Source organism: Bradyrhizobium sp. Ash2021 (assembly GCF_031202265.1).
Taxonomy (GTDB): domain Bacteria; phylum Pseudomonadota; class Alphaproteobacteria; order Rhizobiales; family Xanthobacteraceae; genus Bradyrhizobium.
Window position 1 is genome coordinate 1,257,733 of the sequence record NZ_CP100604.1, and the last position, 25,908, is coordinate 1,283,640.

At 59.5% G+C, this 25,908-nt stretch carries 24 protein-coding genes and 1 pseudogene; 16 read left to right on the forward strand and 9 right to left on the reverse strand.

What is annotated here, in order from left to right:
- Positions 1–24: 24 nt before the first annotated feature.
- The 6 genes from NL528_RS05915 to NL528_RS05940 all read left to right on the forward strand — a co-directional run bounded on the left by NL528_RS05915 (position 25) and on the right by NL528_RS05940 (position 6,331).
- Complete coding sequence (locus tag NL528_RS05915) at positions 25–459, forward strand: DUF2231 domain-containing protein (RefSeq protein ID WP_309181254.1); 435 nt, start codon at positions 25–27, stop codon at positions 457–459.
- A gap of 28 nt (positions 460–487) precedes the next feature.
- A complete protein-coding gene (locus NL528_RS05920; protein ID WP_375143980.1) occupies positions 488–1,852 on the forward strand; it encodes a PQQ-dependent sugar dehydrogenase in 1,365 nt (454 codons plus the stop codon).
- Positions 1,853–2,332: 480 nt separating this feature from the next.
- Positions 2,333–2,578, forward strand: a complete 246-nt coding sequence (locus NL528_RS46935; RefSeq protein ID WP_375143981.1) for a hypothetical protein — start codon at positions 2,333–2,335, stop codon at positions 2,576–2,578.
- Positions 2,579–2,885: 307 nt separating this feature from the next.
- Positions 2,886–4,280 carry a multicopper oxidase domain-containing protein gene (locus tag NL528_RS05930; RefSeq protein WP_309181255.1) on the forward strand — a complete coding sequence of 465 codons (1,395 nt, stop codon included), beginning with the start codon at positions 2,886–2,888 and terminating at the stop codon, positions 4,278–4,280.
- Between the two features lie 235 nt (positions 4,281–4,515).
- A complete protein-coding gene (locus NL528_RS05935; RefSeq protein WP_309181256.1) occupies positions 4,516–5,907 on the forward strand; it encodes a carbohydrate porin in 1,392 nt (463 codons plus the stop codon).
- 247 nt (positions 5,908–6,154) lie between these two features.
- Positions 6,155–6,331: a hypothetical protein gene (locus tag NL528_RS05940; protein ID WP_309185364.1), complete on the forward strand. Its 177-nt coding sequence runs from the start codon at positions 6,155–6,157 to the stop codon at positions 6,329–6,331.
- Positions 6,332–6,563: 232 nt separating this feature from the next.
- Here NL528_RS05940 and NL528_RS05945 read toward each other — a convergent pair.
- The 3 genes and pseudogenes from NL528_RS05945 to NL528_RS05955 form a co-directional block, all read right to left on the reverse strand.
- Positions 6,564–7,106: pseudogene (locus tag NL528_RS05945) on the reverse strand (transposase zinc-binding domain-containing protein); the annotation flags it as partial.
- 12 nt (positions 7,107–7,118) lie between these two features.
- Entirely contained in the window at positions 7,119–8,039 is a 921-nt protein-coding gene (locus NL528_RS05950) for a tyrosine-type recombinase/integrase (RefSeq protein WP_309181770.1), read from the reverse strand.
- Between the two features lie 430 nt (positions 8,040–8,469).
- Positions 8,470–8,778: a hypothetical protein gene (locus tag NL528_RS05955; RefSeq protein ID WP_309181771.1), complete on the reverse strand. Its 309-nt coding sequence runs from the start codon at positions 8,776–8,778 to the stop codon at positions 8,470–8,472.
- Positions 8,779–9,805: 1,027 nt separating this feature from the next.
- On the opposite strand from NL528_RS05955, the gene NL528_RS05960 reads away from it, so the two are divergent.
- The 3 genes from NL528_RS05960 to NL528_RS05975 all read left to right on the forward strand — a co-directional run bounded on the left by NL528_RS05960 (position 9,806) and on the right by NL528_RS05975 (position 14,221).
- Positions 9,806–10,264: a Rid family hydrolase gene (locus tag NL528_RS05960; protein WP_309181772.1), complete on the forward strand. Its 459-nt coding sequence runs from the start codon at positions 9,806–9,808 to the stop codon at positions 10,262–10,264.
- 668 nt (positions 10,265–10,932) lie between these two features.
- Positions 10,933–11,373 (forward strand): DUF4440 domain-containing protein, encoded by a 441-nt coding sequence (locus NL528_RS05970; RefSeq protein WP_309181773.1) that lies wholly within the window; start codon positions 10,933–10,935, stop codon positions 11,371–11,373.
- Positions 11,374–12,454: 1,081 nt separating this feature from the next.
- The gene (locus NL528_RS05975) at positions 12,455–14,221 is read left to right on the forward strand and encodes a DUF6460 domain-containing protein (protein ID WP_309181774.1); all 1,767 of its coding nucleotides are present in this window, start codon (positions 12,455–12,457) and stop codon (positions 14,219–14,221) included.
- Positions 14,222–14,750: 529 nt separating this feature from the next.
- On the opposite strand, the gene NL528_RS05980 is transcribed toward NL528_RS05975, so the two are convergent.
- From NL528_RS05980 to NL528_RS05995, 4 genes are all read right to left on the reverse strand, one after another.
- On the reverse strand, positions 14,751–16,340 hold the full coding sequence (locus NL528_RS05980; protein ID WP_309181776.1) for a phage/plasmid primase, P4 family: 1,590 nt from the start codon (positions 16,338–16,340) through the stop codon (positions 14,751–14,753).
- Positions 16,341–16,351: 11 nt separating this feature from the next.
- On the reverse strand, positions 16,352–16,726 hold the full coding sequence (locus NL528_RS05985; RefSeq protein WP_309181777.1) for a hypothetical protein: 375 nt from the start codon (positions 16,724–16,726) through the stop codon (positions 16,352–16,354).
- Positions 16,723–16,932 carry a helix-turn-helix domain-containing protein gene (locus tag NL528_RS05990; protein WP_309181778.1) on the reverse strand — a complete coding sequence of 70 codons (210 nt, stop codon included), beginning with the start codon at positions 16,930–16,932 and terminating at the stop codon, positions 16,723–16,725. Before NL528_RS05990 ends, NL528_RS05985 begins: the two co-directional genes overlap by 4 nt.
- 95 nt (positions 16,933–17,027) lie before the next feature.
- Positions 17,028–17,327 (reverse strand): hypothetical protein, encoded by a 300-nt coding sequence (locus tag NL528_RS05995; RefSeq protein ID WP_309181779.1) that lies wholly within the window; start codon positions 17,325–17,327, stop codon positions 17,028–17,030.
- Between the two features lie 387 nt (positions 17,328–17,714).
- On the opposite strand from NL528_RS05995, the gene NL528_RS46940 reads away from it, so the two are divergent.
- Positions 17,715–17,897: a helix-turn-helix domain-containing protein gene (locus NL528_RS46940; RefSeq protein ID WP_375144040.1), complete on the forward strand. Its 183-nt coding sequence runs from the start codon at positions 17,715–17,717 to the stop codon at positions 17,895–17,897.
- A gap of 182 nt (positions 17,898–18,079) precedes the next feature.
- On the opposite strand, the gene NL528_RS46945 is transcribed toward NL528_RS46940, so the two are convergent.
- On the reverse strand, positions 18,080–18,733 hold the full coding sequence (locus tag NL528_RS46945) for a tyrosine-type recombinase/integrase (RefSeq protein ID WP_375143985.1): 654 nt from the start codon (positions 18,731–18,733) through the stop codon (positions 18,080–18,082).
- 239 nt (positions 18,734–18,972) lie between these two features.
- Here NL528_RS46945 and NL528_RS06010 point away from each other — a divergent pair, with 239 nt between their 5' ends.
- Complete coding sequence (locus NL528_RS06010; RefSeq protein ID WP_309181782.1) at positions 18,973–19,476, forward strand: hypothetical protein; 504 nt, start codon at positions 18,973–18,975, stop codon at positions 19,474–19,476.
- 458 nt (positions 19,477–19,934) lie between these two features.
- Here the strand turns inward: NL528_RS06010 and NL528_RS06015 are convergent, their stop codons facing one another.
- Positions 19,935–20,648: a GntR family transcriptional regulator gene (locus tag NL528_RS06015; protein WP_309181783.1), complete on the reverse strand. Its 714-nt coding sequence runs from the start codon at positions 20,646–20,648 to the stop codon at positions 19,935–19,937.
- 411 nt (positions 20,649–21,059) lie between these two features.
- Here NL528_RS06015 and NL528_RS06020 point away from each other — a divergent pair, with 411 nt between their 5' ends.
- The 5 genes from NL528_RS06020 (at position 21,060) to NL528_RS06040 (ending at position 25,841) form a co-directional block, all read left to right on the forward strand.
- Positions 21,060–22,172, forward strand: coding sequence for a substrate-binding domain-containing protein (locus tag NL528_RS06020; protein ID WP_309181784.1), 1,113 nt, complete (start codon positions 21,060–21,062; stop codon positions 22,170–22,172).
- A 35-nt stretch (positions 22,173–22,207) separates the two neighbouring features.
- Complete coding sequence (locus NL528_RS06025; protein ID WP_375143986.1) at positions 22,208–22,972, forward strand: ABC transporter ATP-binding protein; 765 nt, start codon at positions 22,208–22,210, stop codon at positions 22,970–22,972.
- Positions 22,973–23,737: an ABC transporter ATP-binding protein gene (locus NL528_RS06030; protein WP_309181786.1), complete on the forward strand. Its 765-nt coding sequence runs from the start codon at positions 22,973–22,975 to the stop codon at positions 23,735–23,737.
- Positions 23,738–23,835: 98 nt separating this feature from the next.
- A complete protein-coding gene (locus NL528_RS06035; protein ID WP_309181787.1) occupies positions 23,836–24,729 on the forward strand; it encodes a branched-chain amino acid ABC transporter permease in 894 nt (297 codons plus the stop codon).
- Positions 24,730–24,842: 113 nt separating this feature from the next.
- Entirely contained in the window at positions 24,843–25,841 is a 999-nt protein-coding gene (locus NL528_RS06040; protein WP_309181788.1) for a branched-chain amino acid ABC transporter permease, read from the forward strand.
- The last annotated feature ends 67 nt before the right edge of the window (positions 25,842–25,908 follow it).

Below are 25,908 nucleotides of genomic sequence, written 5' to 3' on the forward strand. Positions count from 1 at the left end.
GGTAATGGCTCTGAGGATCGAGATATGCAGCACGACACGATAAATGAGACGTCCTTCGCGCGCGATGCCAGCACGCAGTCAACGGCCAAAGCCGACAGACAAGCGATTCATCGAATCTTGCTTCCGTTTTCCGTCGCGTATTTCACGGCCGCTTTTGTGACCGATCTGCTCTATTGGCGGACTGCCGAGGTGATGTGGCAGAGGTTTTCCGTCTGGCTGATAGTGGCTGGTCTGATCGTGGCCGGCTTTGCGGTGATTGCTGCCGTGATCGACCTTGCACGTGGTACGCAAAGGCCGGCGCGGCTCCACGCGCTCGGCTACGCAGTTGGTGTCTCGCTCTCACTGATCAATGTCTTCATCCACAGCCGCGACGGGTATACCGCAGTCGTACCGACCGGCCTGATGCTTTCCGGGGTCGCCGTAGTCATTCTGTTGGCGACGGCCTCGGCTGGAGCTTGACGGACCCTCATCGCGTTGGAGCAGACACATGATGCGCGTCCTCAAGATTGTCCGTTCGGCGAAACTACGGCGTGGTGTCGCCGTCTGTGTCGCCGTCGCCGGTTTGGGACTCGCGGGCTGCGACGACAACGGCGGTGACCCGAAAAGCGAGATCGGCGCCCATCCCATGCTCCCCGCGCTGCAGCAATATTTGCTGCCGCCGATCCGGATTGCCAGAGCAGTTGCGTGGGGAAACGATGAAGCGCCGACGGTGCCGCAGGGATTGCAAATCCATGCATTAGCCACCGGCTTTGAGCATCCCCGATCCCTCTTCGTCCTTCCGAACGGAGATGTGCTGGTGGTCGAGGGCAATGGTCCAACAGCGCCGATCTTCCGCCCCAAGGACCTCGTCACCGCCTGGGTAGAGTGGCTCGCCGGCGCGAGGGCAAAAGGCGCAAACCGTATAACGCTGTTGCGCGATACCAATGGCGATGGCGTCCCGGAGCTACGAACCGTCTTGCTGGATCATCTTAACTCGCCCTTTGGCGTCGCTTTGGTTGGCAATGATCTTTATGTTGCCAACACCGATGCCATCATCCGTTATCCCTATCAGGAAGGGCAAACCAGCATCACTGCCCCTGGCACCAAGCTGACCGACCTTCCTGGCGGCCCGATCGATCATCACTGGACCAAGGCTTTGTTGGCCCGCCCGGATGGCTCCAAGCTCTATGTCGGTGTCGGATCCAACAGCAACATCACCGAAAACGGAATTGGAGCTGAGTATGAACGAGCCGCGATCTGGGAGGTCGACCGGGCATCGGGCGCCCATCGCATACTCGCCAGCGGCACGCGCAATCCCACGGGCCTCGCGTGGGAGCCTGAGACCCGCAAACTCTGGGCCATCGTCAACGAACGCGATGAGATCGGCCCCGATCTGGTTCCGGACTATCTGACTTCTGTGCAGGACGGCGGTTTCTATGGCTGGCCCTATAGCTATTACGGCCAGCACCTCGACCCGCGGGTCCAGCCTCAACGCCCCGATCTGGTGGCAAAGGCGATTGTACCGGACTACGCGCTGAGCTCCCACGTCGCGCCCTTGGGTGTAGCCATGTACACAGGCTCCGGGCTTCCGGCAAACTATCGCAGCGGTGCGTTTGTCAGCGAACACGGAAGCTGGGATCGAACGCCTCTCAACGGCTACAAGGTAGTGTTCGTGCCGTTCAGCGGCGGAATACCCAGCGGCCCGGCGCAGGACGTCGTTACCGGCTTCCTCGATGCAAACAATCACGCGCGCGGAAGGCCGGTTGGTCTGGCAGTCGATCGGACCGGCGGACTGCTGATCGCCGATGACGTCGGAGACACCGTGTGGCGGGTGTCATCAAGTAATCCCCATTCTGCGTCGGGCCCCCACTGAAATGGAATTTAATGGTCCCGGCTGGCTACCAAACTACAATTGGGCGGCGCACTCAGAATGGCAGAGCCCGCCGAACCCGGACTGGCCGGCCGTGAACCCACCGATCGGCGATCATATGATCTTGAGGCGGCTTGGACCGAGGCGATTCCTGTCTGACCTGTTGAACCGGCAAGAGCGGATAAGGCGCAGCAATCCGCGACAAGCACCGCCGCGTTCTGTAGTTACCGTCAGGATGCCTTGCCTCTGGGACAGGCCGAGCATCAACGATTTGTTCCAGGCACACCGATTCGCGCAGAGGATAACAATGACCACGCCAACCGACATCGGCAAGAATGTTACCTCTGCGTCCCGCCGACGATTTCTAACGGAAGGTGGTGCCTTGTTGGGCGGGGCCGTCATTGCTGGTGGCCTCGCTGGACATGAAGAGCGCCCGCCGCGACCAAAAATACGGGCAACCTCCCTCCCAACGTACCGGAATGGATGAAGACGCCCGGCGATCTCATGGGAAGCCAGCCATATGGCGCGCCTTCCCCGTTCGAAAAAGACGTCATCAAGAACATCTCGAAGACGTTGCCCCAGTATCTATCGGCGTCCGGACGCACGCCGTTGCAGGATCTCGACGGCATCCTCACGCCGAACGGTCTATTCTACGAGCGCCATCATGGTGGCGTTCCCACCATCGATCCTGCACAGCACGCCGACGCTGCTTGCGCAGCGCCTCCATGAGGTCGACCACTCCTTCAAGCGGTGGTGATGGCACGAAGCGTTGTTGTCGTCTCCTACGCACCCTAGATACCCCATGGGGGTATCGTAGCGAGATGGAGTTGATGACATGCGTGTGCAGCACGCCCCTGTTCCCAATCATTCAGATGCCGTCGCGGGCCAAAACTCGCGTTTGCGGGTCGATCCCTTTTCTCGGCGTCGCTTTCTGAAGGCGGCACTCGCCGCCGCGACCCTGCCCATTCTCCCGGGCGCGGGGCGCGCTGCAGCCTCTCCTGGGAAGCGGCTCGTCGCCGGAACACGGATTATTGAAGTGAATGGTCGACCGGCCAAGGTCTTCGGGCTCATCGGTCCGGACGGCCGTCCCGGGCTACGCCTCGACCCCGGTGAACGGTTCCGCGTTGACCTCGTGAATGAGACTGGCGCGCGCACCATTGTGCATTGGCATGGGCAGCTTCCGCCCTGGACGCAGGACGGCTTTCCGTGGCCGGAGAGCCCGCCGATCGCGAACAGCGCGGTTCAAGCCTACGACTATGCTCCGATTCCGGGCACGTATTGGATGCATTCGCATCAGGACATGCAGGAGCAGAGCCTGATGACCGCGCCGCTCATCGTTCATGACGCCGCGGAACTTCGCGAAGACCGGCAGGAAGTCGTTCTCATGCTGCACGACTTCACCTTCCGAACGCCGGAGGAAGTGCTCGCCGGCCTCACCGGCACGAACGTAGCCGCGGTACAGGCCATGCTGCAAAAGATGGAGCAGGCTCCAGGTCGCACAGTCGGCACCAATGCGGTGCATGCAAGCTTGAGCAGCATGGCTGCCGACGTGCCCGACGCGGGCATGTCAGGAATGGAGATGCCGGCAATGAACATGTCGGGGCCGGGCGGCATGCATATGGATCTGAATGACGTTCAATATGACGCCATCCTGGCAAACGACCGAACGCTCGCCGATCCGGAGGTCGTGCGCGTCGAGCGTGGCGGCCGGATCCGGCTCCGCGTCATCAACGGCGCGTCCTCGAGCCAGTTCTGGGTAGATCTCGGCGAACTCGTCGGCCACGTGGTGGCGACTGACGGCCAGCCCGTACATCCGGTTGCGGGCAGCCGCTTCCCCATCGCGATGGCTCAACGCCTCGATATCCTGATTGATCTTCCAGAAGTCGGCGCGTTTCCGATACTTGCGCGGCTGGAAGGCGACGGTCGGCAGACCGGCATCATCCTCGCCACGACCGGGGCGCGCATACCGCGGATCGCGGAGAGCGCGCAAACCGCGCCGCCGGTCGATCATTCGCTGGAGGCCCGCCTTGCGGCGGTGCAACCGCTGCCGTCACGCCCCGCGGATGCCATCCATACGATTGCTCTCGGCGGCGCAATGAAACCTTATGCATGGTCCATGAACGGAGAGTACTGGCCTCAGGTCAAACCGCTCATGCTGGACAAGGGGCAGCGTATTGAGATCGATCTGGTCAATCGCACGATGATGGCGCATCCGATGCATCTGCATGGCCATGCTTTCCAGGTGATCGCGATCGACAGCCGGCCGATCCAGGGAGCCGTCCGCGACACTGTTCTGGTCATGCCAATGGGCCGTGTCCGGATCGCTTTCGACGCCGACAATCCCGGGCGATGGCCGTTCCACTGTCACAATCTCTATCACCAGGCCACCGGCATGATGACGGAGTTCAGGTATCAGGGCATTGCCACTTGACGATCCGTTTCCGTAGTCACGCTCATTGACGACAATTTCTGGCAATAGCCGTGACCTGTCCGCGGCATGGCGTACGGCATTGATCTATTATCGGGCCAGCGTGCGATGTTGTCGTATCCGGTCAGATCAACTACGGCCGCACAATTGTCTGAATGACAGATCACGTTCGCATCAGATGAGTTCTTGAAACCGGGTCAACTCTTGGAGCCGGGGCATGAATTCCTGGAATCCTCTCATGCCGAGGATCGGCCGGCGTCGATGGGCGTTGGCGGCGGGCGTGGTTTGTTTGTTTGGCGCATTCAACGAACTAGGGACGAAAGCCTGGGCGCAAGCGCAACGGTCGGACAATCCGGCCACGCCGGGCGGGTCATACGCGACTGGTGATTGGGGCGGCGTACGGTCTTATCTAGAGCGCCTCGGCGTTACCTTCACCCTTAGCTACACCAACGATTTCCTGGCCAATGTGAGCGGCGGTATCAAGACCGGCGCAGTCGGGATCGGGATCTTCCAGCCGCATGTCGACCTCGACTTGCAAAAGCTTTTGGGGTGGGAGGGAGATAAAATCCATATCCACGGCCTCGTCACCCATGGTCCGTTCTTCAGTTCGACCTATCTCGGCAACATCCTGGCCGTGTCGAATCTCGAGGCGGGGCCGGTCGCACGGCTCTATGCGCTCTGGTACGAGCACAACGCGCCCGACGACCACTGGTCCGTCCGCGCCGGCCTGATGTTGGCAGACAGCCAGTTCTTGCAGAGCGAGACTGCATCCAATTTCCTCAACAACGGCATCAGCTGGCCGACCTTTCTCGCCGGCAACCTGCCGGCCTCGGGGCCCGCCTATCCGTTGCCCGCCCCCGGCATTCGCGTGCGTGTGAAGCCGCGCGACGATCTGCAGTTCCAGGCCGCGGTGTTCAGCGGCGATCCCAGCGGCGGCGACGGCTCCAATCTACCGGGTCCGCTTCCGACCGGGACGGTCTTCAGCTTTCGCGGCGGCGCCTTTGTCATCGCAGAGGCGAGCTACTTGGCCAATCAGGGCAAGGACGCCAAAGGACTTCCCGGCACCTACCGCATCGGGGCGTGGTACGCCACCAGCTCGCGGTTTTTCGATCAGCGCTTCGACAATACCGGCCTCTCGCTCGCAAATCCGCAGTCCACCGGCATTCCGCTCAAGCACACCGGGGACGGCGGCGTCTACGGCGTGATGGATCAGACGCTCTATCGCGTTCCCGGCACCGACGACCAAGGCCTTTCCGCATTCCTTCGCGCGGGCGGCGTTCCCAACGACCGCAACCTGATCAACTTCTACGCCGACGGCGGCCTGCTTTACAAAGGTCTGGTGCCGGGGCGTCCCGACGACAAGGTCGGCGTTGCCTTTGCCCACGCGCGCATCGGCGACAACGCGCGCGGGCTGGATGCCGATACCGGACTATTCGGTAACTTCTTTTTTCCGGTGCGCAGCAGCGAAACGATGATCGAGATGATGTATCAAACGCAACCGAAACCATGGTGGACGCTGCAACCCGAACTCCAATACATCATCCGGCCGGGTGGCGGCGTCCTTAACCCCGATGGCAAGCTCCGACCGAACGCGTGGGTCATTGTCCTTCGCTCAGCGCTGAATTTCTAGGGCTTTCTTTGCGGCCTGATCCTCACGGCAGTTGGCCGCGGTATCGATGCTGCTTGTCGCGGTCGACATCCGGCCACGCCAGAATCGCCAGTGCTGGAATGGCGTACGGATCTGGGGGCGCGAGGTAGCTCGCGTCCCTACTGCGCAAGATGCTGTTTGCTGCGGTGCCTAGTCCGGTTATGACCCTGGCTGTGTAAGAACTTGGCTGCTTTTCTATGATTCTCTCGTGATTCTGCGGGGGAAGCTGATGAGGCGCTTCGTTGAGCAGGCGGATCGTGGGCAGTGGACGCTATTGCCCGAATGCCTCGATGATTTCGTTGACGAGAGCAACCCTGTTCGCGTGATCGATGTATTTGTTGATGCGCTCGATTTGGCAGAGATGAGCTTTAAAGCCGAGCAGTTTTCTCTGGATGATCGAGCATGAGTACCTTCTGCGGCGCGAATCGTCTGGAGCACAGAGTAGGGAATATGGCTCAACAGAGCCATCCTCGATGTGTCGCACAATCGCCGTTTCGCGACGCTGCGAGTCGGGATCACTTCCGCCTTTGGCCCTTCACGACATGTTGCGCCGCCGTAGGACTTCGGTCGCTAACGGGGCACAGCGGACGCCGACGGGCGGCCGTATGTTGCAGAGGGGCGACGCTCGTGACCCGAAGGCGACATGCGGACCGCGTGCCATCAATGGAGATGCCGCCGCCCGGCACGATCATGTGGACATGGGGATGATGCGTCAGCGCCGAGCCCCAGGTGTGAAGCACCGAGGTGATGCCGATGCGGGCGCCGAGGTGTTTGGGATCGGCCGCGATGGTCGTCATGGTCTCGGCCGAAGTCGTGAACAGGATGTCGTAGATCACGGCCTTGTTCTGATAGGCGATGTCCGCGATGGCGGCCGGCAGCGTGAACACGACATGAAAGTACGGCACCGGCAGCAGATCGGCCTCGCGCGCGGCGAGCCATTCCCTGGCGGCCGTGCCCTGACACTTCGGACAATGGCGATTACGACAGCTGTTGTAAGCGATGACCGTGTGCGGGCAATCTTCGCAGCGCGCCACATGGCCGCCGAGCGCCGCCGTGCGGCAGCGCTCGGCGGCCGACATCACCTTCATCTGGTCGAGGCTGACGTGACCGACATTGGCACGCCGCCACGCCGCTCCATGGTCGCGGAAGATATCCGCGACCTCCAGCACCGGGCGAGACATGACCGCGGGCCGTTACGTCGGCGGCTGGTCTTTCCTGTTCTTCCTGGGCTTCCTGCAAGGCTGCGACAGCAGGTCGAGCGGGCTCTTGATGCCAGCGATCATGCCGGTGGCGACGCGGGCGTAGCGCGCTGTCGTGTCCAATTTGTCGTGCCCCAGCAGCGCCTGGATGACGCGAATATCGGTGCCACGTTCAAGTAGATGGGTGGCAAAGGAGTGTCGAAGCGCATGGAGTGTTACGCCCTTGCGGATTCCGGCCGCATCGGCCGCCTCATGAAACAGGCGGTTGAGTTGGCGGGTTGTCATCGGCTTGCCGGGCCTTTGGCCTGGAAACAGCCAGCGCTCCTCCACGGGAGTTGTGGAATCGAAACCCCGCCGGCGCGTCTTCCACCATTGGCGCAGCAGGTCGAGCGTGTCGGGCGACAGCATGACATTGCGGTCCTTGCGGCTCTTGGACTGCTCGACCCGAATGATCTTCTGCGCGCTGTCGATGTGCTTGACCTTCAGCCTGACCACCTCGCCGGCGCGCAGGCCGCAGCCGTAGCCGAGGCTGAGCAGCACGCGCACCTTAAGGCTGCTCGCGACCGCGAGCAGGCGCCGGGTCTCGTCCTGGCTCATCACCAGCGGAAGCTTCTGCGGCTCACGGAGGTGATAAATCTCGGCCGCAAGATCCAGTCGCCGCAACGTCACGCGAAACAGGAACCGCAGCCCGGTCATGATGCGGTTGCGATTGCAGATGCTCGCGCCCCTCTCGGAAAGATGCAGTTGAAACCGGCGGATATCCTCCGATGTGGCCGTGTCCGGGGACCGCTTGAGAAACGTAGCGAACCGCTTGCAGCTGTGAATATGGCCCCTCTGCGTTCCCGCGCAGAGCTTGCGTGCATTCATGTCCTCGATCATGCGCTGGCGCAACGGGCTGACCGTAACCGTACTCATGGGCAACTCCTGTCTTGGATGAGGTTGACGACACCTCGATCTTCAAGACAGGCCGACCGGCCGGCTACCGATGATCTCTCATAGATTACCGCGCCCTCGGCTAAGCCCCCGCTTCAGCGGGCTATCGCGCAGCGATTTAGTGCGTTGGCCCCTAGCCGAACTGCCTATGAGCTCTCGCAAAGACCGCTGTCAGAGCAGAACCGGACGTGACGCGTCCCGGCCTCGAAGGCCGCTTTTGACCCAGGCTGTGTGAAAACGTGCACGCGTGGAGAGCGAACAGAATTGTGTTCTCTCGTCTCTTCATTCGGCGGTACCGGCCAGTGCCGTTCTTTTCTAATTGAGGGTATTCGAGACAAACATTCTCCGCGAAAGTTTGACTTCGGAGTTTTCACACAGCCTGGGTCAGTCGGAGACATTGTCCAGCGTGCCCCTACGGTAAGCCACGAATAACGAACCAGATCAACCACCAATTCGAAGCAAGTGCCAATAACGCCGCGATGAGCAGACAGAGAAACTGCTGCTGCTGCCGTTCTAACACCATCAATCGAAGAGCAACTGAGACAGCCAACGCGAACAGTATGGCGGGCGTTGCAACTTCCAACAGCATGTATGCGCCAAAGCCGGTTTGCCGGTCGGCTCTATCTGCGGCCCAATGTGTCCCCGCCCAGAGGCAAAGGACGAGACAGACAAGCGGTATGACGAGAGAACTTGCCGACAGCACATTCTTAAAACGTCTCAACGATCCAGCCTCCGAAATCACTCTGTGGCCCTCGCCCGGAGCGCGGTGCCGTCGCTCCGGGCTAGCCTTGAAGGCGTGCAGGTGCACCACGACCGCACGCCAAACGCCTACGCCAAAGCATTTAACGGCAAATTACGAAGAGACGTGCAAATGGCTTACGCTTCTTCAAACAAATGAAATACTGAATAGCCCCGGATTGGCAGATCGGACTTCTGCACTGGGTCAAACTCGGAAGTTGAGACGGGCTCACGGCATGTCCGCTCTACCCCCAACAGGCGCCTTTTCTGAGCGGACCTGATGGGTCCTCGGTGACGCCCGTGCGTGTTAGTGGGATGCAGCGCCGCCCTTGAACGTTTGAACCGAACGAACCGTGACGTCGCTGAGCGGACTTGAAGCTGGCACCTTGGCATCATCGGGCTGGTCAGCGGTTGGCGCTCGCTCAGAATGCGTATGGCTGGGGTGCCAGAGGGGTGACGGTTTCGGCATCACGGTTGCCTGTGGACCGATCGTCAAGAGGTCGCATCAACGTTACCGAAAGTTACCGTCGCCTACGCATCGCTGTCACAGTGAGCGGCTAGATGGCACCTCACACGAGGAGCCTGTGATGACTAATGTTTCGCCCGGCAAGTTCAGCCCCGAATTGGTCGCCCTCATGAAGTCGGCGTTGGACGCCGATCGGGGGTCAAGATTGGGCTCTGACGCAATCTTGATGACACCTGATCGCGCCGTGAAATCAGATCCCGGAGTCAATTCAGGGACATAGCATCCGACAGCGCAGCGATTGCCGCCTTACCGGCGCCCCACACTCTGGAAGTGGTCGCTCCGTCTGACAATCGAGAGTCATTTCAAGGCGATCCGCTTCTGGCGCGACCAGCTATCGCGAGCCGCCATCATCAAATCTGAGTCAGAGCCAAGATTGCGTGCCGATTGACAAACACGCCGCCCCGGACTCATCTGCTCCGCAGAACCCCGTGATGGACAAATGGCTCGGATATCCGAGCCGGCCTATACAACAGGAGATAAGAATATGACGAACACGACCGCAGCGAATGGCAAAGAGGCCGCCTATCACGGTGTACCAGCGGAAGACGACTACGGCTATGCACAGGCGATCAAGATCGGAAACACGATCCATGTGTCCGGCCAGCTCAGCCAGGACGACAAGGGGACCATGATCGCGCCCGCGGCGCTCGATGAGTCCGGCAAGCCGGCCGACTTCTCGATGATGGCAGAGCAGATGCGGGTGACCTATGCCAACGCTGCAAAGATCCTGGCACATTTCGGGGCCACCCTCGACCACGTGGTGGAAGAGACGCTCTATGTCCTCGATGTCGACGAGGCATTTGCGGTCGCGGGCAAGGTGCGCAAAGAAGCCTACGCCAAGGCGCGGCCTCAGTGCGCCAGCAATCTGATCGGCGTATCCAGGCTGGCCTTTCCTGAGCAGCTCATCGAAATCGTCTTCAAGGCAGTGCTACCTCCAGCATAGACGGGCGGCAGCACGCTTGGGCCTATCCTGGCCTATACCTATCTCTGCCACCCTCAAATTCGGCGAGTCCGGCATCGAGACCGACCTTGCCTACCTCGCCGGACTCGTCGCGCTGGCACTGGGCGGCGACAGCGCGCTCTCGGTCGATCGATGGATCCGCCGTCGTGCCGCCCAAACAAGCCCGAAACAACCGGACCCGAACAATTGGCCGCCAAGAGCGTGGTCGGTCTGGTTCGCCCAGCAAACCTTGCGTCGCGCAGGGTGTTGGAACGCGCTGGCTTTCTGCAGGAACGTGAGATCCAGCTAGATGGCGCTCCCATCCAGATGCTGGTGAGACACTCGGAGCCGACTGCATTCCTGTTCTAGGCCCCCGCACTCGCGTTCCGGCGCCGCTCGACACGGGCCAGTACCTCGACCTGCGCCACTCCTACTGGAGCTATAGAAGGAGGCCCCAAGGTCGGCAGGATCAGATAGGGTTCGATCAGCGCAACACGGCGCAGGCCGGACGCTTACCAGTCGGGTGCGGAGGGCTGATGAGATATCTTTTTAGGCGGACGCGCGGCTCAACCGCAACGCGATGGTTTGGTCGTAAAAAGTCAGGATGGCGAAATTCGCAGTCCTGCAAAGACCGTCCAACAGTGTGAACCAAGTGCACCTATGAACAAGGAATGGAGCCGATCACTATGCGCAGAATTGTCCTAGCAATTACGTTGGCTGTCTGGTCGATGGCGCCAGCGTTCGCCCAGAAAACCGAGATTGAGACAGCAAACGCAAAATGGATCGAGTTCTTCACCAAGGGGGATTTCGCCGGCGTTGCGTCGCTCTATACCGATGACGCGACTGCGTTCCCGCCGGGCTCGCCGATGGTGCGGGGGAATACCGCGATTGGAGCAATGTGGAAAGGGATGGCGGAACAAGTCACCGATCCGAAACTCACAACGTTAGACGTTAAGCCGCTCGGCTCCTCCGCAGCGCGAGAGATCGGGACCTTCAGTCTCAAAACGAAGGGACCGACGCCGCAGGAAGTAACGGGGAAGTATCTCGTTGTGTGGGAGAAAGTCGGCAGTGACTGGAAGCTCGCGGCCGACATCTGGAACGACGGGAAATAATCGACGCGCGTTTGTGCCCGCTCTCCGGCGCCGGCCAGGTCGACCTAAGCGTTCATCCGTGACAGCGGCAAATTCGCCGTTGGCCGCCCCCGCGGTCCTACTGGGGTGTCGTTACTAAAGGCCCGGCACGAACTCATCGTCACGCGCCGGGAGAGCGTCCTTTTATCTTCGGTGAGCTCTCGGGCAGTGAAGCGCAAATAAAGCGCGCAGCAGCTTAACCTGATTTCTGGCCGCCTGATAAAAGGAAGATTAAGTCGCGCATCGAGTTGAGATGACGCCTGAGGCTAGAAATTTCGCGATGGCATCCTGTTGGCGGCACGTTTTGGTTTCAGAAATAGCTTGCGAGCGACGGACGCCGTAGCCATTCTTTGCCAGCTTGTTCTTGGGGCGAGGCCTAGGAAGCAGAATTCCAATCGAGGCCTGCCGCTCCTGTCTACCGACATCTATACGAAGCTCGGGCTTGATCGGTTGTAGTAGAGCCGCGTTGGACGCGATCGATATGCGGGGTAAAGTGTCAGCAGAATGAAGAGTGTAGACCGCTGCGAATTTGTCCGTTTTCGTCAGTGTGTCACGCCATGGGCTAGTTCCGCTCATCGTTTGCTCATCCGCCGCTGCAACGGGCTCAGGCATCGGAGCGGATACGACACGTGAAGCGACAAATCCACCGGATGCAGCGAGGCATAAGCTCGCGAGCCAAACTGTTCTGATCAATCTCGACCCCCAATTTCGAGCGCCTCAAGTTGCTACAATCACCATCATCGCAAACTCCGGCCGGCGGCCTCAATTAATCTTAATAATTAATTACTCACAAGCCGTGAGGTCTCTTTCGCGGTCGGCTTCTGCGATCGTAGTTAATCGCTGCGCGAAAATTCGAATTGCGTCGTGCGGCATAGGACACGGGTGTGGCCATAGGGTTTCGGAGGTCAAGCTTTAGCGGTCGCACCTCCACGTGGAAAGTGAGGCCCCGTCACCTATGTCAGCAGCTCATTGTTCCGAGCCTTCGCCCTGTTTAAGGAGGCCCGATTGCGTACATTTTTATACAATACCTCAAAATAGTTGCAGCAATTCAACGTTACATTGCATGCCGATGCTGGGCATGAGGAACGGAGCAATGATGCGGCGATTGCTAACGATGCTGGCGGCATCGGTCTTTCTGATGACCGTGGCAGGAGTTGCTGCCGCAGGACCATCGGAGGATGAAGCCCTAGCCTACTCGGCCTATGGACGCGCCGACTACGCGACAGCCCTGCGACTTTTTCGCACGCTGGCCGCACAAGGCCGCGCCTACGCTCAATACAATCTGGGCGTCATGTACCGCGACGGTCAGGGCGTTCCGCAGAACTACGCTGAAGCTCTGAAGTTGCTTCGTCTCGCCGCCGAAGAAGGCCGCGGTGATTCGCAGAATGACCTTGGACTGATGTACAACCTTGGCAAGGGAGTGCGGCAAGACTACGTGGAGGCTGTGACATGGTATCGGCGCGCCGCCGAGCAAGGCCGTGCCTACGCGCAGTACAATCTCGGCCTCATGTACGATAGTGGAACGGGCGTGCCGAAGGACTATGTCCTGGCGTACAGGTGGTACAGTTTGTCAGCTGCTCAAGGTGACAAAGATGCGTTAGCAAATCGAGACGCAGTCGCCCACCTCATGACCTCTGCTCAGATCGCTGAGGCGCAAGAGCGGGTGCGCGATCGGAACCCTCAATCACCATCACTGCGCGCTCCTCAAGAAGATAAAGTCGCTAGCGCCGCGAGTTATTTGCTACTCGGTGCCTTGTTCGTTATTCCGATATGGCTGGTCATTCGTCAACTCAATGCGCCGCTGCCGACGTTCAATACGGAGTTGATGAAGCCTGACAAAATCAAAGACGATCAAATCATAGACGCCGACTTGATTGTGCCTGCGGCAGCAAAAATGAACAGGGCTAACATTCGCGCACTCAAGGGCATTGGCGGTGTGTTAGCCGGGGTAGTGTTTTTTGCTGCGCTCGTATGTTTAACGGCCTTGTGGATCATGGGCCTCGCTTGGGTCTCCACAAACGTCGCCGGCTATGTGTCCGCCGTCTCCCGAATTGTATTTGTAGTTTGTGCCGTTATTCTTCTACCGCTTGCGTTATTTAGCGCGACACGAAGAATATCGGCATACGGCTTCTTCGTATCGTCTATCGTTTTGGCCCTCGCGACGTGGATTTTTGGCTTCTTGGTAACGCTCCATTATTGGGACGCATTTGGTGTCTTTGTCGGAATTGTCATGTTGGGTGTAGGTGTCGTTCCGATAGGAATGTTGGCCGCAGCATTGCATGCAGATTGGTTTAATGTTGGACAGCTTGCTCTTTGTTTGGTTATTACGTTTGGCGCCCGGATGTTCGCAGCTATGCTGGCAACAAAGATTGATCGCGATGAAGCCGCCCAGCCTGCTGGACGGGCCAACAACGAGGCTATGGACCCGGAGCTGAATGCGCCTAAGCAAGAGCTTCTTTCAAAATTCGCTGAGGACGCTGCGGATTTCTGGATAATGTTCCGCCGAAAAGTCTGGCTTAAAGTCGGCGAGCACTGCGCCGCCGAACCGATCAAGTCGGATGCAAAGAGTATTCGTCGACGTGGAGATATTACGGAACAGCTCGAACCAAAGTATTTTATTGCCTCCGGCATCATCCTTGCCGTCGCGGGCTTCTTGTTGCTGGACAGATGGGGAGTAGTTTGGGGCTTCTGGGGCAATTTGATGGTCGGCAAAACTTTAGGCATACCGTTTCGCTACGTGTTGCTTTGCTCACTAGCTTCAATCTCGTGGGGTCTTTGTCGTCACTGGGCGACCAGTCGATCACACCAGCATCAAGCCACCGATTCTTGATTAGGTAGCTTGGATTTGCAGCGATCATCGCGGCAGTATCCACGAACCTGCTCCTTGTAGCCCCCGCGGGTTAGGTCGCGGACACGCACAGCGGTCCAACCGAACTCAGACATCAACTGGGCGAGACGACGGTAGACACCGGCCGTCCGACCGCGTTGCGGCACCTCAAGCAGGTCCAACACTGTCTGAGTGCTCACACGTTCCAGACCGTCGAAGTCAACTTTGCCTTGCACGCGCTCCAGCCGTAGGCGCCAGGGGTCGGCGACCTGTGGTACGGCTTCAGCTTCGGCGGCTCTCAGTTTCGCTAGGAACGACACCTTGATACCCTCTCTAATCACAACAGTTCATCGTCGGCTCAGCAGGAAAAGTCCGTCTCGCGACGTTTCCGCTCAAGATATTAAAAATGCGCAAAAACTGACGGGCGGTTCACGCCACATAAGGGGAGCGAGTGGCGCTAGTGGCGGTTCAGTGCCGATTTCATAAAATTTCCCATATGAGAGTTATCTGAAAAAGTCTGCAAAAATGGCCTTTAAGCGCCACTACCGCCACTATCCTCATGGGCATGCCGGCCGTTGTCGGATGGGCCAGTAGCCAAATCGGGCGAATCCGATGATAAGCCGTCAGTGCCGGGTGCCGGACGAATGCCGTCATCGTAAATCGTGCTGCCGTCGTCGAGGGTGCCGAGCGGACCTGATCCACTTCCGGCTGGCGTGCCCGTCGATTTCAGGCGCAAGCCGACGATCATTCTCGTTCCGCCGGTGCCTTTCGCAGCAGTGAAGCCCCGATCGCTCAGGTGCCGACGGAATCTTGGTTTCTTCAGCGACCAACCGACCTCTTCGTTCGCCCACCAGGTATAGTCCCCATACGCCAGATTGGTCGGGGTCGCCGCATGGTGATCCAAATCGCAGCGGTCCGCGATCCACTGACCTATAACGTCCATGTCCTCGCGATATTCCTGCGTTGAGGCGAGTACCGACTTTGGCGGATTGAGTCCCTCCTTGAGATAGGCTGCCAGTCCTGCGAGCGCCCAGTTCAAGATGCCCGATAGCTCGGGTAATAGCAGGCGCTCACGGAAATCCTTTTGAACTGAATTTGCGTCGATCGCGATGGTGAACGGGATCAGGTGGACGCGCCGCCAAATGCCTTCATCCGTGCCGCGGATGATCGGTTTGTGGTTGGTGGTCAAGAATGTCTTGTGTGTCGGGAAGAAATCAAAGAGATGGCCGTACAGAGGCCTTGCTGAGAGCATGTCCTGGCTTGTAATGAACTTCACACGCGCTTCGTTGAGCTGATCATTTTCGGCAGTTTCATTGACAGCGACAAATCGTTTACCTTTTAGACGAGCGACCTCTTCCGTCGCGCCCCCGGGTACTTTGCGTTCGATTAATAAAGTGGCATCGGCGGCGAGAGCATAGGTTCCAAGCAATGAGTGCAAGGTTTCACGGAAAGTAGATTTTCCGTTCCGGCCCGTTCCGTAAGGCATAAACATTACCTCTTCTCTGACCGACCCCGTCAACAGATAGCCGGCGACGCGTTGGAGGTATGCTTGCAGTTCGCTATCGTTGCCAGTGACTGTCTTGAGAAACTCGTTCCAGTTGGGGCAATCCGCGCTCGCGTCAAACGGAACGCTGGTACACTTCGTAATCAGATCGTCGCGGCGTGGTGTACGAAACGATCCGAGCCGCAGATCGATGACGCCGTTTTGGACTCCAAGCAGCCACGGGTCGGCATCCAGCCTGTCCGCTGAGATTGTCACGCCATCTTCGGATTGGGCTAAACTCACCATAGCCCTGAGCCGGGGCTCAGATTGACTCCGCATTGAATGCTTGAGCAACTGGTCTCGATCCGCCTGATTATTGAGGGTAAGCGCGTGCGCAAGCATGGCCAGAATCGTCTCTTCGCCAAGACGCATGACTGCGCCGTCTCGATCGATTTCCCATCGACCCGCCGCGTCGTTCCATATGAGCCAAGTACCCCATTCGGCAATGAACCGAATATTTGCACCGTGACGACTTACGAGACGGCGGGCGTTTCCTAAGTCAGTGCAGAAATCGCTTACGAGACCGAGGACTGGGGTCCGCGACAATGGGCCGGTTTTATTGGCAGTAATATTGTTCATCATTGCCTCCCTTAGCGTCGCGCCTTGAAGGCTGTCCACTTTGCAGTTCTGTGGGCCGTCCACCACGCGTCGTCCGAAGGCAACGCGGCGAACAGAGCGATTAGCTGTTTCTCTTCATCGACAGTTGGCCGTCCAGTGGGTGGAACGTTGGCGAGCGCCCTCTGCAATTCCTGGAAGTCTTTGTCGAATATCTGGATGCCGTAGCACGGGCCAGGCGAGCGAAGCAGCTCATCCTGTTCCTGCTTCCACTTATGCGCTAGAGACAACTCAACCCTGAGTAAAATCCCATGGGCAATCGGCCAGGGAAATTTGGCGAGAAGATTAACGGCGCGATCCTCTGCTATCGCTGACTGCTCGGCATAGGATGATTCGGTTGAGCGGTTCATGACATTGACTCCCTCGCGCCTTCCGCTGATTTGGCGCGCGGTAGCGATTCCAGACACCTCTGCAGGTCCTGGGCGAGGATTAGTGTGCGCCGTCCGCACTTGCGGGCGGTGAGCTGACCGGAGTTAATCATCTCGTAAATTGAGGTGCGACCAATGCCGGAGCGGGCGCTGGCTTCCGCGATGCTGTGGGCTAATACTGGTTCCATTGTGTATCTCCGTTGCCGGTCGGGGTAGTCCCGACGTGTGCAGGCGAAGATGCAAGAAATTCCTCTCAGCTCGAAAATAAACCAACGACCAACAGTCACCCGGATTTCTTGGGTGGTTTACCGCGCTGGCGTCTCAGGTGCGTCGGTAGCATTCTATGCGCCGTTTCAGCTTCGCGCTTCTTGCAAGGAAGGTCCTTCATGCAGCGGCGCACCATGTCCTCAAGCTTTCCCAACTGACCGGTGGTACCGAGCAGACGATTGGCTTCCGTTTCCATCCATTCTCTGGCGGAGATGGGTGGTGGTTTTGGAAATGCCCGTTCGATCTCGCCCTCATCAAACTCGATCGCCTCCCAACGTGGACCCTCGTAGGGTCTTTGAGGAACTGATGAGGTCATGTCACCGTGGACCCCGACTGAAACTGGAAGGCCAGGGATGCGAAACTGGCTGGTCGGTATCTGCTCCGGCAAGCCGTGAGGCCGCGGTCTGCCCCACGCTTGCACCTCGCCAGAGGCGATCTCTTTCGCAAGACTCTTTTGTGCCTCGTTTATGTGTGGTCCCATGTCGGACGTCCACTGTCCCAATTCCAGTGGTTGTTGCCGAATGATCCAAGCCAAAGCTTGAGCCGCTGTTCGCATTGACGTTGCTCGTCGCACAAACAACTCTTGCCCTGTCGAGCTTTGTGCGAATAGGAGGGCCACGTGAGATACAATCGACGAGAGAAAACTGGCGGACAACAGTCACAAGTCGGTCTATCCGCTCCGAAAGCCGCAGAACCGAGCACGATGCCATTCGCCCAGCGGCTCACCTGCACGATTGACGATGCATGCGAAGTGACCGGCTTGGGACGCACGAAGCTTTACGAGTTGATAGGAGCTGGCCGTATCATCACGACAACGATCGGACGTCGGCGATTAGTAGTGGTGCGCTCACTTCTGGCGCTCCTTGACCCCAACATGTCGAACTAATGGATGTGCGACTTAAGGGAACAACCCCACTTTGAACGCGCTTTTCCTCAGACACTCATTTTGATGACACGACCGTGCTCACTTAGCCGGTCGAGCTCGTCCGCCCACCACCGCATCATCCGCACGCGCTCCAGCCAAAATTCGGCGGCATGGATATAGGCGCCACGGATTTCATTCGGCTCCTAATGCGCAAGTTGACGTTCGATCGCATCCGGTTGCCACTTGCCGCTTTCGTTCAGGAGCGTTGACGCGGTGGATCGCAGGCGATGAATGGTCAATTCGATCTGGTCGTATCCGAGACGGCGCAGCGCTGCGTTAAGGGTGTTGTCACTGATTGGGCGATGCCAGGATCTCACCGACGGGAAGAGATATCTCGATCCGCCAGTGATTTCCTGGAGCTCGCGAAGAATGGTGAGAGCTTGAGACGCCAGCGGCACCCGGTGTGGCCGTCTCATCTTCAACTTTTTGGCGGGTATGCGCCATTCCCCGTCAGCCGGGCTGAACTCGGTACATTCCGCCTGTCGCAACTCCAGCAGCAGGCCATGCAGGAGCGCATGGCGCAGATCGTCGGCGCCGAGAACTACAACCGGTTGTTTGCGGGCGTCGTGTTCGGCGAGGTCGCCGACAAGCTCCTTTATGCGTTTGCGCCGATCGACGTGCAGCCAACGCTGTTTGGTAAATGGGCTGCCGTCCGCGAATGGGACGGATTGGACGTGCAGGGACCGTTCGCATTGAAGCGCATCCGACTCGTGGTAAGGCTGATCTCGCCTTAGTCTTGAAGTGGGCCGAAAAGCAAAGGCGCGGGTACCGCTAGAGGGGGGAACGGGGGCGCGCACCAAACATGAACCACTCGGCTTGGCGATGTCCGAGCTACACCACGGGCGACGAGAGGACCATCTAATGTGGTACGACGGGTTACCAGGAAACTCGTGGTCGAGCCTCTGGTCTGGTTACGTGAGGTGCGGGGGGGGGATGCCACGGTATTCGCAAGATTGACGTGTGTTGCCCGGCATGTGGTTCGGCCCCATTAGATACTTCACCCCAAACGGTAATCATAGATGGTCGGGAGTTCACCATGCCTGCGGCCTTCATGGGTGCCGAAGGCCGCTATGAGGACTACATCTATCTGCAGATGCTCCAGCGCGAGTGGGAGCGTCCAGTCGCCGAGTTTCAGACTTTTGCACACTTTGCCGATGCTGAACGCCCATCCGCACGGGCGGCCTTGGTGTTGCTGTTCTGGGGTTACTTCGAGACCTGTATCGAGCGACTTCACCGCACAGCGATGCGCAAGCTTCCACAGCGGGTTTTAGATGACCAACTCCGGCGTTATTCCGGAGTCGGTAGCCGCCTCCATGATCTGTATAAGATATTCTTCGGGACAAACTATTTTGACGACCTTCGCGGGCACGGATTTGCGGCTGTTGCCGACCTACTAAACGACATTCACAAACGTAGAAACGAATTTAGCCATGGAAAGCCACAGGCCATCAGTGAAGCGGCGGTGAATGCCCTCGTCGAAAATCTCAAAGCCGAGCATGAAGCCTGGATCACCGTATACAACAGCCGGGTGGGACCCTGAACGAGCGTGGGCGAAGCGAAGCGAAAGAGAGCAGCTGCTTTGCATGGCCCGTGTCCGTGCGGTTCGACAAGGCTTGCGCGTCTCTGTTGTTTCAACGGCAAGGACTGGCATAAGCCTCCAGCCGTTCTTGGGTTAAAAACACTGCCCAAGATGTCGAGTCTAACCAAGTGCTACATGAAAGAGTTGGCTTCGTGCGTGGGCCCGGTCTCGGGCGAGCACATCGTTTCAGAGGCGGTCATTCGGGTTTTGATGGCTGATGGTGATTTCTCGATCTCTGGACTTCCTTGGCTGGCGCCTGGCGAGGCAAAGATTTTGCCGCCGCAAAGCCTTCGAGCAAATTGTCTTTGCACCAAACACAACAGCGCGCTTCATCCTCTTGACGACGCAGGATGTCAGGACGCAGACGCAACGACCGCACGCGATTGCGAGCGAGGCGGCCGGTCCGCCGCCCGGATCAGTCAGTGATCGGGGCGGGATTCCGCCGCTTCGATGATCGATATATATTGCGCGAAGTCGTTCTTCTGTATGTCGGCGTGAGAAACCATCAGGCGCTGGGCAGTCAGACCATCGCCGGCACAAATCGCGCCAACGATCCCGATGTGTTCTTCAGCGGCCTCGCGAAGTCGACCAGGGACACGGAGGGCAAGATGGCGATATGCATCGATGCGCCGGCGAGCTTGGCGCGCAAGACCCGCCAGTTGCCGATTCCCGGCACACAGGTAGATTTGTTCATGGAACATGTTGTTGGCGCCGATGTATTCCTCAGTGGTTGCTGAGGCAGATTGCGTGCATAGATCCGCCAGGCGTTTCAACTCGTTCCGCTCGGTGGCATCGGCCCTCTGCGCAGCGTAGCAGGCACACAGGCCTTCCAGACCGGACAACAATTCGAGGAGTTCGATGACCTCGCTGACGTTTAGCGAGGCCACGTAGCTTCCCGAACGCGGCCGCACATCGATTAGACCGAGCGAGGCCAACCGGCCGATAGCGTCGCGAACCGGCGCTCGTGACACGCCGAAGCGTGCCGCGAGCACCCGCTCGTCCAGACGCTCGCGGGGCTTCAACTGGGCGGTCATGATTTCCTGCTCCAGGACGCGCACGATCTCGTCCCTGGAAAGTCCGCCCGCCGTGTCGTCTTGCTTCGACCGGAATTTCGTCTGCTGTAAATTCAACATCGATGCTGTCCCAGTTTCCTCGGATTTAGCTTCAGAAAATATGGCTCCACGCGAGGTCTGGCCTGTGAAGCGCGCGAACTTGCTCTCGAATCCTCCGCCACCTGCTGGCCGCGCGAACAAACAGAAACGACTCGACATGAATCGGTCGAAACAGACTGACCATACCTTCGGCGTCGTCTGCACAATAACTGATCACTTGACATTATCAAACTGGTCATATCAGATTATTGTCTGTTAACGATTGCCCTGCGGACCCACGGCGGAGCGTGCTGGCCTCGATATGCCGGCCCGTTTGCGGGCCTTGGACCTGGCGCGACGATGATAAGGGATCGATCAATGAAAAGGGCTGCTCTGATTGGGGCGCTTCTGTTCTGGTCCGTGGCCGCTGCCAACGCGGCGGAGCCAATCAAGATGACCGTTATTCAGGACGCGTCGGGCAGCGCGGTTCTGGAGGACTACTCACGCCAGTTCTACCAGGGCTTCGACCTCGGCCTGGAATACGTGACGAAAGGCACGATGCAGGCGATCGGCCGAGCGATCGTAGTCACGAAGCAGGACACAAACGTGAAACCGGACCGGGCACGCAGCTTGCTTGCGCAGGCTTACGAGAATGGCGCGGATATCGCCATCGGCTCGACCTCCTCGGGTGTCACGAAGGCGATGCTCCCCGTCGCCAATGAGTACGAAAAGATCCTCCTGGTCGCACCGGCCGTCGCGGATTCGATCACGGGCGCCGACTGGAACCGTTATATCTTCAAGTCGTCGCGCAATAACTCGTTCGATATCCAGGCGCAGTCGATCGCGATGCACCTCACGCCTGACGCCGCCATTGGAATTATCGGCGAAGATTACGCGTTTGTGCATGACGGGGCCGCCGCGCTCAAGGAGGCGGTCGCGCCCTCCGGGGCAAAGGTGATCGCCGAGGAATACGTTCCGATGGATGCGGCCGACCTGACGCCGGCGCTTGAGCGGCTGGCGAACAAGATGTCCGCCCACAAGGGGCGCAAGATCCTGTTCGCCTATTTCGCAATCCTGCCGAATTACATGGGCAAGATCAAGAACTGGGGTCCGGAGCGCTACGGGCTGGAAGTCAGTGCGGTGATCAACACGCTGACGTCGCTCGAAAGCTTCAAGGTAGCACCGGGCATGGAGGGCGGCGCTTTCTATTACTACGAACTCCCCAAGAATCCGATCAACGACTGGCTCGTTGCGGAGATGAAAAAGCGCTACGACGCGCCGCCCGACTACTTCACGGTAGAGGGCTTCACGGCAGCGATCGCCGCGATCACGGGCATCGAGAAGGCAAAGAGCACGCAGCCGGATGCCGTGATCAAGGCGATGGAGGGGATGGAGTTCGATTCACCCCGCGGCAAGATGATGTTCCGCGCCGAGGATCATCAGGCCATGATGCCCATGTACGACATTCGCCTGAAGAACGTCGACGGCTTGAACCGAGCAGTCCCGGAGCTCGTGCGTGAGATCTCGGCCAGCGAGTTCAAAATCCCGATCCGCAACAAGCGATGAGGCTCGCAGATTCGTCGAAAGGATCAGCTGCGTCCATGGAACCGGCACTCATGACGACGGGGTTAGGCGTCCGCTTCGGTGGCCACAAGGCCGTCGACGCCGTGACCTGCTCATTTGTGGAGGGGACGCTCACGGCCATCGTGGGACCGAACGGCGCCGGCAAGACCACCTTCTTCAATCTTCTCTCCGGTCATACGGCGGCGACCGAGGGAGACGTCTTTCTCTTCGGGGAGCGGGTGACCAACTGGCCGGCCTCGAAGCGCGCGCGGCGTGGTCTCGGACGTGGATTCCAACTGACAAATCTGTTTCCGAGTCTGTCGGCTCACGAGAATGTCCGCCTCGCCGTGCAATCGCGCAGGGGAGCGAGATGGTCTTTCCTCTCTACCTGGAGCCGCCACCGCATCCTGATCGAGGAAGCAGACTCCATCCTGGTCCGCACCGGGCTGGAAGCACATCGCGACGGGCTCGTTGGGGCGTTGAGCCACGGGGACCAGCGCAAGCTCGAGGTCGCCGTCCTGACCGCCCTGGCTCCGAAGGTCTATCTGTTCGATGAGCCGACGGCCGGCATGAGCGCCGACGAGGTGCCTCTCATCCTCGACCTGATCGCGGGGCTGAAGGCCGAAGGCGGTCACACGATCCTGCTGGTCGAGCACAAGATGGATGTGATCGGCCAGCTCGCCGATCGCGTCATCGTCCTGCATCAGGGCGCCCTTGCGGCCGACGGGGACATCGAGACGGTCATCTCGTCCGACCTTGTTCAGCAAGCCTATCTCGGGCGTGCCCGCTCCGGGCATTGCTGAATGACGGAAACCGCTCTCGCGCTCACCGACGTGCATACGCATATCGGCCGGTTCCACATCCTTCAGGGCGTGACGTTCGCGGTCCGTGCGGGCGGCGTGACGGCGCTTCTCGGCCGCAACGGCGCCGGCAAGACAACGACGTTGCGCACGATCATGGGCCTTTGGAAGGCGAGCAGCGGAGCCGTCACGTTTCAGGATCGACCGATCACGGCATTCCGGACAGCCGAGATCGCGCGGTGCGGCGTCGGCTATGTGCCCGAGAACACGGGCATCTTCGGGCAGCTGACCGTTCGCGAGAATATGATCCTCGCCGCGCGCAGCGGTCGCATGGATCGGGCGCGGCTCGCGCGCGTCTTTGGCTATTTTCCTCCGCTTGAGCAATTCTGGAACAGCAGCGCTGGGCATCTTTCGGGAGGCCAGAAACAGATGCTCTCGATCGCCCGCGCCATCATCGAGCCTCGCAAGATTCTGCTGGTGGACGAACCCACGAAAGGTGTCGCGCCGGCGATCATCGACGCGATCATGGAAGCATTCCGCGACTGCAACAGAGAGGGGACAACCATTCTTCTCGTCGAGCAGAACTACGACGTCGCTCTCGCGCTGGCCCAAGACGTGGTGCTCATGGACGACGGAAGCGTGAGGTTCGCGGGGGCGATGGAGGCGTTCCGCTCCGACCCGAAGCTCGGCGAAAACGCGCTCGGCTTCGCCGCCGCGCGGGGACCTCAACGCCCGGCCGCGCCCGGCTGGCGAGCTGAGAGGACGTAGTGCGCTCTTCGATTTCAAACGAATGGGTGTGGCCGGTTGGAGTGCTGCTCGCGGTTCCCGTTCTAGCGCTTGCCTGCATCTGGTCACCGGCGACGTGGTTGACACTGACCTTCGCGGGTCTGGCGAGCGGAATCATGCTGTTCGTCATGGCGTCCGGCTTGAGCATGATCTTTGGGCTGATGGATGTGCTCAACTTCGGCCACGGCGCCTTCATCACGATCGGCGCCTATATGGGCTGGCTCGTGTTTGGGCTGCTGGCCGGGCCGGTCGCCTCGACGCATCTTGCCGCCAACTTGCTGTCGGTCTTGGCGGCGTCCGGCGTGGCCATTTTCTGCGCCGGCCTGCTCGGCCTCCTGTTCGAGAGGGTTGTGGTCAGAAAGGTCTACGGGGACCACCTGAAGCAAATTCTGATCACGTTGGGAGGGGCCATCGTCATCGAGCAACTCGTGATGATGATCTGGGGACCGCAAGAGAAGACTCTGGGGCTTCCTGTCGGGCTCAGTGGAACGCTCTCGATCGCCGGCGCGACCATCGAGCGCTACCGGGTCTTCGTCATTGCGATCGGGCTCGCCCTGCTGGCCGTGATGCACCTCGTGCTGTCGCGAACCCGGCTGGGTCTGCTCGTCCGGGCGGGCGTCCAGGACCGCGAGATGGTCGAGGCGCTCGGCTACAGAATTGACCATATCTTCGTCCTGGTGTTCGTAGCCGGAGCAGCGCTGGCCGGGTTCGGAGGGGTTCTCTGGGCTCTGTCGGAAGGGTCGCTGAATTCGGCGATCGGCGGCCGGACGCTCGTCCTGGTCTTGATCGTCATCGTGATCGGCGGCCCCGGATCGATCGCGGGGACCTTCGTGGCGTCTCTGCTCGTCGCCTTGACGGGCAGCTATATGGCCTATCTGGCGCCCAAGGTGGCGCTCGCATCAACTGTTCTCCTGATGGTCGTTGTGCTGATGTGGCGCCCCGGCGGTCTCTACGCGCTGGAGAAGAGTCGATGAGCGCCACCATCCTCTCCAGCGACTTGCCGCGCAGTTTCACGCTCTCTGTGCTTCTTCTCGTCATCGGCGTGTTCCTGGCGGTCGCGCCATTCGCGGCGCCTGCCGGACCGGTCGTGGGCGGCGCGGTCAAGATCCTCGTGATGATCGTCGTCGTAGCCTCGTTCGATGTGCTAATCGGCTATACTGGAATCATTTCCTTTGCGCACACCGCCTTCTTCGCCATCGGCGCGTACGGCGTCGGCATTTCGCTCCGTCGTTTTGGGGCGGAGCTTCCGGTGCTGCTCGGCGGCCTCGCCGGCGCGCTAATCGTGACCGCGCTCGCAGCGGGCCTCATCGGCTTCTGCAGCATGCGCGTGCGTACCGTCTTCTTTGCCATGATCACGCTGGCCGCGGCCTCGGCCTTCAGCCTGTTCGTCCTTCAGTTCTATGACCTGACCGGAGGTCCGGACGGTCTGGTCTTCCAGATCCCAAGATTTTTCCGCCCGGCAAATATCATCCTGTCAGAAAAGATCTTTGACCGAACGATCAATGGCACGTTGCTTCTCTACTACGTCATCTTCATCGTTTGCGGGATCGTGTTCCTATTCCTGCTGCGGCTCGTCAACTCGCCGTTCGGCCGCGTGCTTCAAGCCATCCGAGAGAATGAGATGCGGGCGGAGGCGATAGGCTTCAGCGTCTTGACTTACCGCGTCCAGATCAACTGCATCGCAGCATGCTGCGCCTGCCTCGCCGGTAGCCTCTACGCTGTTTGGCTCCGCTATGTCGGTCCTGACACGACGGTAAGCCTGCAGATCATGCTCGATGTTTTATTGATGGCGGTCATCGGCGGGACCGGGACGATCTACGGGGCCGTTGTCGGCGTAACGCTATTCGTGCTCGCCGAAACCTATCTGCGCCTTGGCATCGCAGCACTTCACGTGCACGCCGCGGGCGTTCCCGGGCTCGACGCCGTTACGGATCCGAACAGGTGGCTTCTCTGGCTCGGCCTACTCTTCGTAATGAGCGTCTATTTCTTTCCCGATGGCGTCGTCGGAACACTAAGACGGCGCTCGGCGGCTCGCGGCAAGGCAGCCGGAAAGTCCAAGCTACGTACATTCGAAACCGGGAGATGATGGTGGTTGTTGACGACGCACGGCCCTATCTCGTCAGCGACATCGTCGAGGACAATGCCGTCTGGGC